Origin of the sequence: Nocardia sp. NPDC050697 (assembly GCF_040654395.1) — a bacterium.
GTDB lineage: Bacteria > Actinomycetota > Actinomycetes > Mycobacteriales > Mycobacteriaceae > Nocardia.
In genome coordinates this window covers 1,049,921-1,062,586 of sequence record NZ_JBFAHY010000001.1, presented here as the reverse complement: position 1 = coordinate 1,062,586, position 12,666 = coordinate 1,049,921, and the positions used below count along the sequence as shown (strand labels likewise).

Sequence of the window (12,666 nt, the reverse complement as noted above, 5' to 3'; positions counted from 1 at the left end):
AGGGGCCTCCCGATCGGATCGGGAGGCCCCTCGTCGTCGGCGGGATCAGCCCGCGAGCTGGGCGATGATCCCGGCCCGGTCCGGCAGCACCGAGTACTCCACGATCCGGCCGTCCCGGAAGCGGAGGGTGCTGATGCTGAAGCCGGTGAAGCGCCGCCCGGTATCCGGCACGCCGAAGAGCTCGCCGCGCTGCCTGCCCTCGATGGTCCAGTAGACGACGACCCGGTCGTCCTCGGCCACGGTGTCGACCACGGTGGCGGTGACGTTCTCGACATTGGCCCGCAGCCAGGTGATGTGCTCGACGAAACCGCCGCGGCCCTTGACGTTCCCGGCCGGGACGGCGCTGTCGGTGCCGTCGTCGGCGATGATCTCGTCCAGCAGGTGCAGCTGCCCCTCGGTGATCACCTCGTGGTAGAAGCGGCGCGCGACGTCCCTGTTGGTCTGCGTGGTGGTGGTCAACAGTCTCTCCTTCTGGTGCGGTGCGGGGTTCAGAACGGCTGGCCGGGCAGCGGGAGGATGCCGAGGTTGGCGTCCAGCCCGCCGTCCACCACCAGCGTGGTGCCGGTGATGTAGCCGGCCGCGGGGGAGGCGAGGAACCAGATGGACTCGGCCTGCTCGCGCGGTTCGGCGAAGCGGCCGAGCGGGATCCGGCGCTCGATCACGGCGAGCAGCTCCGGGTCCCGGTGCACATTGGCGGTGATGCCGGTGCGGGTGAGGCCGGGGGCGAGAGCGTTGATCCGCACGCCCTGCGCGGCGTAGTCGATGGCGAAGGCGCGCACCAGGTTGACGAGCGCGCCCTTGGAGGCGTTGTAGGCCCAGTTGCCCGGGTCGCCGCGCAGCCCCGCCACCGACGAGGTGATGATCGCCGAGCCGCGGGCTTCGCGCAGCGCCGGAATGGCGGCCTTCAGGCCGTGGATGGGGCCGCGCAGGTTGACCCCGAAGATCCGGTCGGCGGCCTCCACCGAGCCGGGGGTCTCCAGCGGCGGGGTGCCGCCGGTGCCCGCGTTGAGCACCACGGTGTCCAGGCGGCCGAACCGCTCCAGCGCGGTCCGCACCGCGGCCCGGTTGACCTCCTCGGCGGAGACGTCACCGACCAGGGTGACGATGCCGTCGCCGAGCGATTCCAGGCCGCGCGCGGAGACGTCGACCGCCACCACGTGCTCGCCGCGCTCGGCGAAGAGCTCGGCGGTGGCCCGGCCGATGCCGGAGGCGGCGCCGGTCACGAGCACCACGCGGGGTGCTCCGGTGGGGGAGGGTGCGCTCACATCGATCCTTTCGGGAGGGAAACGGGGACGGCCGCGCGCGGGACGGCGGCCAGCAACTGGCGCGTGTACGGGTGCCGCGGGTCGGCGAAGAGCCGCTCGGTAAGCCCGGCCTCCACCACTCGGCCATCCCTGGTGACCAGCACCCGGCGGCAGAGCCTGCGCACCACCGCCAAGTCGTGCGAGATGAAGAGCAGCGCGGTGCCGGTATCCCGCCGCACCCGGTCGAAGAGCTCCAGGATCTGCGCCTGGATGGTGACGTCGAGCGCGGAGACCGGCTCGTCGGCGACGATCAGCGCCGGCTCGGTGGCCAGCGCCCGCGCAATCGCCACCCGCTGCCGCTGCCCGCCGGAGAGCTGCGCCGGACGTCGCCGCACCAGCTCCGGATCGAGCCCCACCGACACCAGCAGCGCCGCCACCCGCGCCTCGGGGGACCGCTCCCGGTGCAGCGCCTCGGCCACGATCCGGCCGACGTTCCAGCGCGGGTCGAAGGCGCTGAGCGGGTCCTGGTCGATGAGCTGGACGCGCGGCCGCAGCGGCCTGCGCGAGCGTTCGGAGCGGTCGCTCCACGGCTCGCCGTCGAAGTGCACGGTGCCCGCGGCCGGGGTCAGGTGGGCAAGGGCGAGCCGGGCGATGGTGGACTTGCCGGAGCCGGATTCGCCGACCACGCCCAGGGTTTCACCGCGGGCCAGGGTGAAGGACACATCCTCGACGGTCCGCCGCCGAGCGCCGCCGGGCAGCCGGTACTCGTGCGCCACCGCCCGGAACTCCAGCAGCGGCGGGCCCTCCGGCGCGGGCGGCTCCGCCGGGGGCGCGAGCCGGGCGCGCGGGCGGTGCTCGCCGGGGTGCAGGCAGCGCACCGCGTGGCCGGCGCCGAGCTCGGTCAGCGCGGGCAGCGCCGTCCGGCAGCGCGGCTCGGCCAGCGGGCAGCGGGTGGCGAACGGGCAGCCGGACGCCGCGGGCGGCGCCCACGGCGCGAGCGCGGGGTGCTCGGCCGGGCCGTCCACCCGGGGCGCGGCGGCGAGCAGCTCGACGGTGTAGGGGTGCGCGGGTGCGGCGAAGAGCTCCGCGGTGCTGCCGCGCTCCACCACCACCCCGGCGTAGAGCACCGCCACCTCGTCCGCGCTGCCCGCGACCACCGCCAGATCGTGGCTGATCAGCAGCACGGCGCTGCCCGCGGCCCTGCGCTCGTCCAGCAGCCGCAGGATCTGCGCCTGCACCCCGACATCGAGCGCGGTGGTCGGCTCGTCGGCGATGATCAGCTCCGGCGCGGCCGCGACGGCGGAGGCGATGAGCACCCGCTGCCGCAGCCCGCCGGAGAGTTCGTGCGGGTACTGCAGCAGCCGATCATCGGGGTCGGGAATACCGGCGGCGCTCAGCAGCTCGAGCACCGCGTCGTCCAGTTCATCCGGTTTCGCCAGCCCGTGGATCTGCAGCGGCTCGGCCACCTCGTGCCCGATCCGGCGCAGCGGATCGAGCGAGGTCAGCGCGTCCTGCAGCACGAAACCGATGCGCCTGCCCCGGATTCGGCGCCACGCCCGCCCCGGCAGCGCGCGCAGGTCGGTGCCGTCGAAGCTCAGCCGCTCCGCCCGCACCTCCGCGTTCGCCCCCGCCAGCCCGAGCAGCGCCCTGGCCACCACGCTCTTGCCGGAGCCGGACTCGCCGACCAGCGCCAGGCAGCGCCCGGGTGCGAGCTCCAGCCCGACCTCGCGCACGGCGGGCGCGCCCTCCCCGAACCGCACGGACAGCTTCCGCACCTCCAGCAGCGGGCCGGTCACGACGCTCCCTCCGAACGAGCCTGCAGTGCCCGGCCCAGCACGCTCACGGCCAGCACCGTCACCGTCACCGCGAGCCCGGGGAAGACCGCGAGCGTCCACTGCGCGGAGAGGTAGTTGCGCGACTGCGCGAGCAGCGAACCCCACTCCGGCACCGAGGACTCCGCGACCAGCCCCAGAAAGCTGAGCGAGGCGCCGATGATGATCGCGGTGCCGATATTGATCACCACCAGCACCCCGAGCGGGATCAGCACATTCGGCGCCACGTGCCGCAGCACCACCCGGACCGGTGCGATGCCGAGATCCAGCGCCGCCCGCACGTACGCGAACTGCCGCACCAGGTGGGTCCGGATCCGCACGATCCGGGCGAACCCCGGCGCCAGCGCCACCGACACCGCGATGGCGACATTCCCGGTGCCCGGCCCGAGCACCGCCACCACCAGCAGCGCCATCAGCACCGCCGGGAAGGAGAGGAAGACATCGGCGAGCCGCATGCCGACCTGGTCGGCCACCGGCCCGCCCAGCGCCGCGAGCAGCCCCCACACCGCGCCGGCCAGGCTCGCCGCCAGCGTCGAGCCGATCCCGACCAGCAGCGTGGCCGCGGTGCCGTGCACCACCCTGGCGTAGACGTCGCGGCCCAGCCAGTCGGTGCCGAACGGGTGCGCCACGCTCGGCGGCCGCAGCGCGATCGCCGGGTCGATGGCGTCCGGCGAGCCGGCCAGCAGCCCCGGCGCCACCGCCGCCAGCAGGACAAGCACCAGCACCGCACCGGCCGTCAGCACCCCGAACCCGGGCAGCCGGACCGAGCGGCCCGGCGTGATCGCCGCGGTGTCGCTCACCGGACCACCGCCCCGACCCGGGGATCGACGATCCGGTACAGCTGGTCCAGCGCGATCCCGATCAGCGAGAAGGCCGCCGCGGTGAGCACCACCAGCCCGGTCACCACCGGGTAGTCGCGGCCGCGCACCGCCGTCACCAGCACCTGGCCCAGCCCCTGCCGGGCGAAGACGGTCTCCACGACCACCACCCCGCCGAGCAGATTGCCGAACATCCAGCCCGAGATGGTGAGCACCGGCAGCGCCGCGTGCCGCAGCGCGTGGTGCAGCCGCACCCGGGTCTCGGTGGCGCCGCGGGCCCGCGCGGTGAGCGCGAAGGGCTGCGCCAGCGCCTCCTCGATCCCGTCCCGCGCCACCTGGGAGAGCACCCCGGCGATCGCGATGGCGAGGGTGATCCAGGGCAGCACCAGCGCGGCCGGGCCGCCGTTGCCGAGCACCGGGAACAGGTGCCAGCGGAAGGAGAAGAGCGCGAGCAGCAGGAACCCGATCCAGAAGGTCGGCATGGAGAGCGCCCCGAACTCCGCCACCCGGGCGAAGGCCCGCGGCCGCGGCCTGCCCGCGGTGGCCACCGCCACCGCGACCGCGAGCAGCAGCCCCAGCGCCATCCCGCCCAGCGCCAGCGCCAGCGTCGCCCCGGCCTGGTCGGCCACCACCGTGAGCACCGGCTGGTTCAGCTGGTACGAGCGGCCGAGATCGCCACGGACCAGCCTGCTCAGGAAGCGCAGGTACTGCAGCAGCACCGGATCGTCGAAGCCGTAGTCGGCGCGGATCCGGGCCAGCACCTCCGGCGAGGCGGTGGCCGCGACGCCGCCCGCCACCGCCCGCGCCGGATCGCCCGGAATGAGCAGCAGCCCGGCGAAGGTCACCGTGGCCGCGCCCCACATGACCAGCAGCGCCAGCGCGAGCCGCCCGGCCAGCCAGCGCAGCGGCTCCGGCACCCGGCTCAGGGGGCGAGCCAGACGTCGGCGAAGCGCGGGTAGGTCTGCGCGTCGAACACCACCCCGCGCACCGAATCCGCGAACCCGGTCAGGCTCACCGGCGTGTAGACCGGCACGATGTACGCCTGCTTCAGCACCTCGCGCTGCACCGCCGAGTAGGCCGCGCTCGCCTTGGCCGGGTCGGCCGCCGCCTCGGTCACCCAGGCGTCGATCTCCGGCGAGTTCACCAGCGCCACATTGCCGCCCGCCTTGGCGTAGGTATTGGCGGAGAAGAAGGCGAAGCGCAGCACGTCCGGGGTGGGGCGGGCGAAGCTCACGTCCACCAGGTCGTACTCGCCGCCGATCAGGTAGCGGTCCACGTAGGTGCCGGTGTCGACGGTCGGCCTGGCGATCTCGATGCCGACCGTGCGGGCCTGCGCCTTGAACCCCTCGGCGATCACCTCGCGCTGGTCCTTGGTGCCCTCCGGCCAGTACGGCCAGACCAGGGTGAGCCGCCTGCCGTCCTTGACCCGGTACCCCTCGGCGTCGGTGCCGGTCCACCCGGCCTGGTCGAGCAGCCTGCGCGCGGCATCCGGGTCGTGCTTCGCCAGCTCGGCGCTCGCGCCGCCGTCGTAGTCGGCGGTGATCCGGCTCAGCGCGTTGTCGGCGACCGGGTAGCGGCCGAAGTAGACGTTGCGCACCAGCGCGTCCACATCCACCGCCGAGCTCAGCGCCCGGCGCACCAGCGGATCCTGCAGCGCGCCCCTGGACCGGTTCAGGTAGACGTTGTAGTTCAGCCCGGGTGTCTCGGTGCTGTAGAGCTCGAAGCCGTCCAGGCCGTCCAGGTCGGCGGCGGAGACCGGCGGCACCCCGGCGATGCCCTGCACCTGGCCGCTGGTCAGCGCGCCGTAGCGGGTGGCGTCCTCCGGGACGAACTCGAAGACCAGCCGGTCCAGGTAGGCGGCGCCCTGATTCTCGGCGCCGGTCGGCGGCGAGCTGTAGGTCTCGTTGCGCACCAGCGTCTCCCGCTTGCCCTGCTCCCACTGCTCGAAGGCGAACGGCCCGGTGCCCACCGGGCGGTACTCCGGCGCGGTCAGCGCGAGCGGGCTCTGGATGCCGAGGCTCGGGGTGGAGAGCGCCTGCAGGAACGGCGTGAACGGCTGCTTCAGCACGATCTCGAGCCGCCGGGCGTCGAGCACCCTGGTCTCCTGGTACGGGGTGATGAGCGAGGCCGCGTAGGCCGACTTGGTCTTCGGATCCACCACGTGGTCGAGGGTGGCGCGCACCGCGGCGGCGTCGAGCGGGGTGCCGTCGTGGAAGGTGACCCCCTCACGCAGGGTGAAGGCGTAGGTGCGGCCGTCGGGGGCGACGGTCCACGCGGCGGCCAGCCACGGGGCGAAGCTCTCCGGGCCGGTCTGCACCACCAGCGAGTCGAAGATGTTCCGGTTGATCACGCTGGTCACCGCCGTGGCGGCGACCGCCGGGTCCAGCGAGACCTGGGTACCGGCCACCGCGTAGGTCAGCGTCCCGCTGCGGGCCGGGGCCGCGGCCGCCGAATCGGAGCCCGATCGGGTGGCCACCACGATCCCGGCCACCGCCACCGCGACGACCGCGATCACCGCCGCGATCGGCCATGCCCGGCGGCGGCCCAACCTGTTCCCGGACCGCCGGGGCGCTTCGTGCTCTGCAGACATGGGACCGACTCCAGCACGCCCGATCCGGCACGGTCAATGATTGGCGCACAACCGAATTCGTATTTCGCCAACACTGATCGGTGCTGATCGGAACACCCGATCGAAGATCGGAATCACGGTGCGCGCAGCGCTGTACCCGCCCGGAAATCGGCTGCCGGGAGCGGCGCCGCGCTCTACGATCCCGGCATGACCGGACCCGGCAGGATCTTGGCCCGCGCCTTCCACGACGACCCCATGTTCACCTACATCCAGCCCGACCCCGCCCGCCGCGCGGCGGTGCTGCCGTGGTTCTTCGGCGCCGCCGCCCGGCTCGGCGCGAAGTACGGCAGGCTCGACGAGCGGCCCGGCGCGGGCGCGGCCATCTGGCTGCTGCCCGGGCGCGGGCTCGGCCTGCGCGAACTGGCGGGCGCCGGATTGCTGGCCGCGCCGGTGCGGCTCGGGCTCGGCGCCTTCCGCCGCTTCGGCGCCTTCACCTCCGAGCTGGAGCGGGCCCAGCGCGCGGTGCTCGAGCAGCCCTTCCTGCACCTGTTCATCCTCGGCGTCGACCCGGACGAGCAGGGGCGCGGGCACGCGGGCGCGCTCATCGACCCGGTGCTCGCCGAGTCGGCCCACCCCGTCTACCTGGAGACGGTGAACGAGGCGAATGTGCCGTTCTACGAGCGGCACGGCTTCGACGTCGCGTCCACGCACCGGCCGGACGGCATGCCGCGCTTCTGGACCATGATCCGCCGGCCGTGAACGGCGACGGCCCCCGGCGGGCTGCCGGGGGCCGTTACCGCGATCGGGTCAGGAGGCGCGGTAGGTGCGCGCGACCAGGGCCGAGCGCAGGTACCACAGCCCGGACGGCTGGGACGGGTCGAACCCGGTGAGCTGACCGATCCGCTTGAGCCGGTAGTCCACCGTATTGGTGTGCACGTGCAGGACCCGCGCGGTGCGCTGCCGGTTCAGGTTGTTGGCGATGTGCCGCTGCAGCGTCTCCAACAGCTCCGGGTGCTCGTCCAGCGGGTCGAGCAGCGAGCCGAGGTACTCCCGGCCCGGGCCCGGGCGGGTGAGCTGGTACTCCAGCGCCAGCTCGTCGAAGCGGTAGAGCCCGGCCACCGCTTGCAGCCGCTGCACCATGTCCAGCAGTTCGTGCGCCTGGTCGGCGGCGTCCGGGATCTGCTCCGGGGTCGCCTCCACCACGGTCGCGGTGATGCCGACCTGCGCCGCCCGCGACAACTGCTCGACCAGGGCGTCGAAGCCCTCGCGGTCGAAGCGCGCGGCCGGGATGAGCACGGTGCCGCCGTCCACGCTGAGCAGCGAGAGCGCGCTCTCCCCGCAGCGGGTGGCCAGCTCGGCCTGCACCCGGCGCAGCTTGCGCCGCGCCACCACCAGGCCGTCCAGGGTCGGGTTGGCCTCGTCCCGGTGCGGCGGGATGGCGACCGCGAGCACCGCGTACGAGGTCGCGATGGCGATGCCGCACTCGCGGGCCATGGTCGAGGTGCTGTGCCCGCCCAGCAGCGCCGAGGTGAGCGTGTGCACCGCGGTGTGGTGCTCGCTCACCACCGAGCGCAGCTCGCGCACGTAGGCCATGGAGATGGTGGTGGTGATCATGTCGAGCATCTCGACCACGGTCTTGGCGCCGTCGACCAGGTTGTCGTAGTCCTTGATGCTGGCCTGCGAGACCACCAGGTCCAGCCCCATCTTGAAGCCCTCGTGGATGGAGTGGTGGATGGTGTCGATGGGCACGCCCTCGCGCGCCCACCCCGCGGCCGCGTCCTGCAGCCGCTGCAGCTTCTCCGGAATGTCCTTGCCGTCGAGCATGCTGACCGCGAATTCGAGGCAGACCCGCGTGATCGTGGTGACGTCGCCGGAGATGGCGTCGCCGGGTAGGGTTCCGCAGGGCACGACGTTCGCGACGAAATGCCCCACCATCTGACGGGACAGCGACCGTACGTCCTGCAGGGAGGACGACATCGGCTTGCCCGACAGGGTCAGTCCCGCTCGGGTCGAACTGTCGACGGACATAGGCGACTCCTTCTGCCCCCGGATTTACTAGCTGTGCAGGTTGATCACAGTAATCGCAGCACGCTGTCCGGGGAACGAATCCCGTGCTTCTGTGAATCCCGGCGTCGTCGCACGAAATACCACTGTGACCGATCACAGCCGGTCCGGAAAGCGTAGCCGAAACAGGGCGTGAGTCATATCACGTCCGGTTCGGTCGGCGCCGATCCACCGAACGCGGGGGCGGCGGATTGTAGAGTTCGTGCCGGCTCGTCAGCACCGGAAACCGGGGGCTTGCCCGGTTCGTGTCGCGACGAGGAAGGTGAGGGCGCGATCGCGTGACCCGCGCGGCGACGATCGAGGGGAGCGGGCGGATGAGACCGGCTCTGCACTGCCTGGTGTGGGAACCGGACCACACGCTGTGGAACGGCGCCGTCAGCGACGGCTCCGGCGGCGCGTTGCGCCCCGCCGCGCTGCGCACGCTGCGGCTGCTCCGCGACCGCGGCGTGCTGCACGCCGTCGCGGGTCGCGGCCACCGCGACCGCACGGTGGCGACGCTGGCCCGGCACGGCGTGCTCCAGTACTTCTCCGCCGTCGAGGTGGGGTGGGGGCGCAAGTCGGGGGCGGTGCTGCGGATCGCCCGCACGCTCGGCGTCGGGCTCGACGTGATCGGCTTCGTCGACCCCGAGCCGCTGGAGCGCGCCGAGGTGGCGGGGCGGTTGCCGCTCGTCCGGTGCTACGCCGCCCGTAACGCCGACGTATTGCCCGCACTCGCCGACTTCCGGCCGGTGTTGCGGAGCAATCCGTACCCCACCCCGCCGCTCGGCTTCGCCCGCGTCCCGGCGCACTGAACGCGGGTTCGACCTGCGGTTCAGCGCGTGAGCGTCAGGCTCGCCAGGCGTGACGGCTCGGCGATCACCTCGTAGGCCGCGATCCGGTTCTCCCGCACCGTGAGCCGCAGTGCCGCGCGCGGTACGCCATCGGGTGCGACGACCAGACCGGGAGCGCCGTCGATCAGGAGCACCGCGGCGTAGCGGGCCCGGGCGCGCAGCAGCACCGTCTCCCGCACGACCTCGTCCGCACCGCGCAGGACCGGTTCCGCGCCGAGGGGCAGCGCTGCCGGCTCGGCGGTGCGCACCACGTCCGGTGCCAGGACGGCGAGCAGGGCGCCGATATTCCCGCTCCGCGCCGCCGCGAGAAATCGCTCCGCCACCGCGCGATCCCCGGCCTCGGGCGCCCCGGCCCCGCGCACCTTCCCCCTGGCCCGGCTCGCCAGCTTCTTGGCCGTCGCCGGCGTCCGCCGCACCATCGGCGCGATCTCGGCGAACGGCACCGCGAAGAGATCGTGCAGCACATACGCCACCCGCTCCTCCGGCCCCAGCCGGTCCAGCAGCACCAGCAGCGCCCGCCCCACCTCGTCGACCAGCACCGTCTCCGCCACCGGATCCACCCCGCCCGCCATCTCGGGGGTGAAGGCCCCGAGCTGCTCCGGCCGCCGCGCCCGCGCCCGCAACCGGTCCAGGCAGAGCCGGGTGGTCACGGTGGTGAGCCAGGCCGCCGGATTGTCCGGCGCGGCGGCCCCGTGCAGCCGCAACCACGCCTCCTGTACCACGTCCTCGGCATCGGCGGCCGACCCGAGCATGCGGAAGCCGAGCGCGAGCAGCCGGGGTCGTTCGGCCAGGAACAGATCCTCCGCAGTGCGCATCGGTCACCTCTCGTCGCGGTCGGGCGTCACCTGTACGACGCCGCCGACGCCCCGAAGGAGACCCGTGTCCACCGCCCGCCTGATCACCACTCTGCTCGCCGCCGCCCTCGCCGCTCTCGCCGCCCTCATCGACGCCGTCCGCGCCGACTGGGTGCGCGGCAATATGCGCCGCTACGGCATCCCGGACCGCGCCCTGCCCTGGCTCGCCGGAGTGAAGGCACTCGGCGCCGCCGGGCTGCTCGCCGGTCTCGCCTTCCCGGCCATCGGCACCGCCGCCGCGCTCGGCCTGGTCCTGTACTTCCTCGGCGCCGCCGCCACCGTGCTCCGGGCCCGCGCCTACCGCGATGTCGGCTACCCGCTGCCCTACCTCGCGGCGGCGGTCGCCGCCCTGGTCACCGCGGTGCCGTGAGCGCGCCGACCCCGTCCCACACCGCCCGCGCCCCGGACTCGCCGACCCGGACCACCTGCACCGTGGCCAGCACCGCGACCGCGATCGCCACCACCGCCAGCGCGATCAGCACGGGCCGCGCCCACACGGCCGACGCACGCTGCACCAGCATCAGCGCCAGCGCCACCAGGAAGAGCGGAATCACCAGGTAGAGCATGGAGTCGCCGAGCCCGGCGTGCCGCTCGATCAGCTCGTTGGCGGGCAGCGCGTGCTCCAGCTCCTCGCCGCTGCTGGTGGCGATCGGCGTGAGCACCGCCGCCACCCCGGCGACCGCCACCACCAGCCACCCGAACCGGGCGCGCGCGGCGGGCCACAGCGCGATGACGACCACGCCGAGCGCGGCCAGCGGAACCAGCACGACCACCGCGTGCACGACGAGGGGATGGAGCGGAAGCCCGTTCATGCCCTACTCCACGACAGCCCGGGCACCGCGGTTCAGGCGCTCTGCAGGAAGGTCGCCGCCTGCTCGCCGATGAACACCGCGGGCGCGTGCGTGTGCCCGCGCACCAGCAGCGGCATGACCGAGGCGTCGGCCACCCGCAGCCCCTGCACCCCGCGCACCTCCAGCCGCGGGGTGACCACGCTGGCCGCGTCGGTGCCCATCCGGCAGGTGCCGACCGGGTGGTAGAGCGTGTGCGAGTACTGCTCCAGGGTCAGCTCCATGGCGGCCGCCAGCTCCGCGGGCGGCTCGGGCGGGTAGATGAGATCGCCGAGCACCGCCTTCATGGCCGGGGTCTGCGCGATCTCGGCGCAGGCGCGCAGCCCGGCCAGCACGGCGGCCCGGTCGGCGCCGTCGCTGTCGGTCAGGTAGCGGGGGTCGATGCGCGGCTTGGCCAGCGGGTCGGCCGAGGCCAGGGTGATGGTGCCGCGGCTGAACGGGCGCAGCAGCACCGTCGCCAGCACCACGCCGTGCTCCTCGGGGTCGCGCAGCCCCTCGTGGAAGAAGGGCGCGGGCGCGAAGATCAGCTCCAGATCCGGCTGCTCCAGGTCGCCGCGGCTGCGCACGAAGCCGTACGCCTCGCCGACATTGGAGGTCAGCATGCCGCGGTGCCGCAGCAGGTAGGCGAGCAGCTCGCGCGGCTTCTCCGCGGCGAAGAGCGAGTCGCCGCCCACCCCATAGCCGAGCGCGGCCACCAGGTGGTCCTGCAGCCCCGCACCCACCTCCGGCGCGTGGTGCACGACCGGAATGCCGTGCGCGGCGAGCTGATCGGCGTCGCCGATGCCGGAGAGCAGCAGCAGCTGCGGGCTGTTGATCGCGCCGCCGCTGAGCACCACCTCGCGCCGCGCCCGCACCACCTTCGTCGCGCCCTGCTGCCGGTACTCGACGCCGACCGTGCGGGTGCCGTCGAAGAGCACCCGGGTGGCCTGCGCCTCGGTGCGCACCCGCAGGTTGGGCCTGCGCAGCGCCGGGCGCAGGTACCCGTCGGCGGTGCTCCACCGGCGGCCCGCCCGCTGCGTCACCATGGTCTGCGAGAAGCCCTGCGGCTCCGGCCGGTTCGCCGGCTCCACCTGGTACCCGGCCTCCCGCACCCCGGCCAGGTAGGCGGCGGTGATCCCGCGCGGGCTGCGCTGGTGCTGGATGTGCAGCGGGCCGGTGGTGCCCTCGTCCGGGTACTCGGCGCCCTCGACGGTCTCGATCCGGCGGAACTGCTCGACCGCGGCCTGGAATCCCCACTCGCTGCCCGCGAGCAGCGCCCACTCGTCGTAGTCGGCGCGGAACCCGCGCACCCACATCATGGCGTTCATGGACGACGAGCCGCCCAGCATCTTGCCGCGCGGCCAGTAGATCTGCCGGTTGCCGAGCTGCTCCTGCGGCTCGGTCAGGTAGTCCCAGTCCACCTCGCTGCGGAAGAGCTTGGCGAACGCGGCCGGAATGTGCGCGAACCGGTTCTTGTCCGCGGGACCGGCCTCCAGCAGCACCACCCGGGTGTTCGCGTCGGCGCTGAGCCGATTCGCCAGCACCGCCCCCGCCGAGCCCGCCCCGACGATCACGTAGTCGGCGTCGATTTCATCCGTTGACACAGTTGCACGCTCCGATCGGCGCCC

The 12,666-nt window shown here is 73.6% G+C and carries 13 protein-coding genes; 3 read left to right on the top strand and 10 right to left on the bottom strand.

Features of this window, described 5'->3' with window-relative positions; translation table 11 throughout:
• Positions 1-45: 45 nt before the first annotated feature.
• Genes AB0H71_RS05350 through AB0H71_RS05325 form a run of 6 tightly spaced genes read right to left on the bottom strand, consistent with a single transcriptional unit; the run spans position 46 to position 6,484 of the window.
• Entirely contained in the window at positions 46-459 is a 414-nt protein-coding gene (locus tag AB0H71_RS05350; RefSeq protein ID WP_357015069.1) for an ester cyclase, read from the bottom strand.
• 29 nt (positions 460-488) lie between these two features.
• Positions 489-1,265 carry an SDR family oxidoreductase gene (locus AB0H71_RS05345; protein WP_357015067.1) on the bottom strand — a complete coding sequence of 259 codons (777 nt, stop codon included), beginning with the start codon at positions 1,263-1,265 and terminating at the stop codon, positions 489-491.
• The gene (locus AB0H71_RS05340) at positions 1,262-3,040 is read right to left on the bottom strand and encodes an ABC transporter ATP-binding protein (protein ID WP_357015065.1); all 1,779 of its coding nucleotides are present in this window, start codon (positions 3,038-3,040) and stop codon (positions 1,262-1,264) included. The genes AB0H71_RS05345 and AB0H71_RS05340 overlap by 4 nt, the downstream gene beginning before the upstream one ends.
• Entirely contained in the window at positions 3,037-3,876 is an 840-nt protein-coding gene (locus AB0H71_RS05335; RefSeq protein WP_357015063.1) for an ABC transporter permease, read from the bottom strand. Before AB0H71_RS05335 ends, AB0H71_RS05340 begins: the two co-directional genes overlap by 4 nt.
• A complete protein-coding gene (locus tag AB0H71_RS05330; protein ID WP_357015061.1) occupies positions 3,873-4,811 on the bottom strand; it encodes an ABC transporter permease in 939 nt (312 codons plus the stop codon). Before AB0H71_RS05330 ends, AB0H71_RS05335 begins: the two co-directional genes overlap by 4 nt.
• A gap of 5 nt (positions 4,812-4,816) precedes the next feature.
• Positions 4,817-6,484: an ABC transporter substrate-binding protein gene (locus AB0H71_RS05325; RefSeq protein WP_357015059.1), complete on the bottom strand. Its 1,668-nt coding sequence runs from the start codon at positions 6,482-6,484 to the stop codon at positions 4,817-4,819.
• A 186-nt stretch (positions 6,485-6,670) separates the two neighbouring features.
• Here AB0H71_RS05325 and AB0H71_RS05320 point away from each other — a divergent pair, with 186 nt between their 5' ends.
• The gene (locus tag AB0H71_RS05320; protein ID WP_357015057.1) at positions 6,671-7,222 is read left to right on the top strand and encodes a GNAT family N-acetyltransferase; all 552 of its coding nucleotides are present in this window, start codon (positions 6,671-6,673) and stop codon (positions 7,220-7,222) included.
• 48 nt (positions 7,223-7,270) lie between these two features.
• On the opposite strand, the gene AB0H71_RS05315 is transcribed toward AB0H71_RS05320, so the two are convergent.
• On the bottom strand, positions 7,271-8,491 hold the full coding sequence (locus AB0H71_RS05315; RefSeq protein ID WP_357015055.1) for a helix-turn-helix domain-containing protein: 1,221 nt from the start codon (positions 8,489-8,491) through the stop codon (positions 7,271-7,273).
• A gap of 350 nt (positions 8,492-8,841) precedes the next feature.
• On the opposite strand from AB0H71_RS05315, the gene AB0H71_RS05310 reads away from it, so the two are divergent.
• The gene (locus AB0H71_RS05310) at positions 8,842-9,318 is read left to right on the top strand and encodes a hypothetical protein (protein ID WP_357015053.1); all 477 of its coding nucleotides are present in this window, start codon (positions 8,842-8,844) and stop codon (positions 9,316-9,318) included.
• Positions 9,319-9,338: 20 nt separating this feature from the next.
• On the opposite strand, the gene AB0H71_RS05305 is transcribed toward AB0H71_RS05310, so the two are convergent.
• The gene (locus AB0H71_RS05305) at positions 9,339-10,172 is read right to left on the bottom strand and encodes a sigma-70 family RNA polymerase sigma factor (protein WP_357015051.1); all 834 of its coding nucleotides are present in this window, start codon (positions 10,170-10,172) and stop codon (positions 9,339-9,341) included.
• 64 nt (positions 10,173-10,236) lie between these two features.
• On the opposite strand from AB0H71_RS05305, the gene AB0H71_RS05300 reads away from it, so the two are divergent.
• Positions 10,237-10,581 (top strand): DoxX family protein, encoded by a 345-nt coding sequence (locus tag AB0H71_RS05300; RefSeq protein WP_357015050.1) that lies wholly within the window; start codon positions 10,237-10,239, stop codon positions 10,579-10,581.
• Here the strand turns inward: AB0H71_RS05300 and AB0H71_RS05295 are convergent.
• Both AB0H71_RS05295 and AB0H71_RS05290 read right to left on the bottom strand, forming a co-directional pair.
• Complete coding sequence (locus tag AB0H71_RS05295; RefSeq protein ID WP_357015048.1) at positions 10,565-11,023, bottom strand: DUF2231 domain-containing protein; 459 nt, start codon at positions 11,021-11,023, stop codon at positions 10,565-10,567. The genes AB0H71_RS05300 and AB0H71_RS05295 overlap by 17 nt on opposite strands.
• A 32-nt stretch (positions 11,024-11,055) precedes the next feature.
• On the bottom strand, positions 11,056-12,642 hold the full coding sequence (locus AB0H71_RS05290; protein WP_357015046.1) for a GMC family oxidoreductase N-terminal domain-containing protein: 1,587 nt from the start codon (positions 12,640-12,642) through the stop codon (positions 11,056-11,058).
• Positions 12,643-12,666: the final 24 nt, after the last annotated feature.

Bases quoted from the DNA above. Each gene is read 5' to 3' on its own strand.
- AB0H71_RS05325 (WP_357015059.1), bottom strand. From the start codon at position 6,484: ATGTCTGCAGAGCACGAAGCGCCCCGGCGGTCCGGGAACAGGTTGGGC.
- AB0H71_RS05305 (WP_357015051.1), bottom strand. From the start codon at position 10,172: ATGCGCACTGCGGAGGATCTGTTCCTGGCCGAACGACCCCGGCTGCTC.
- AB0H71_RS05315 (WP_357015055.1), bottom strand. From the start codon at position 8,491: ATGTCCGTCGACAGTTCGACCCGAGCGGGACTGACCCTGTCGGGCAAG.
- AB0H71_RS05295 (WP_357015048.1), bottom strand. From the start codon at position 11,023: ATGAACGGGCTTCCGCTCCATCCCCTCGTCGTGCACGCGGTGGTCGTG.
- AB0H71_RS05320 (WP_357015057.1), top strand. From the start codon at position 6,671: ATGACCGGACCCGGCAGGATCTTGGCCCGCGCCTTCCACGACGACCCC.
- AB0H71_RS05310 (WP_357015053.1), top strand. From the start codon at position 8,842: ATGAGACCGGCTCTGCACTGCCTGGTGTGGGAACCGGACCACACGCTG.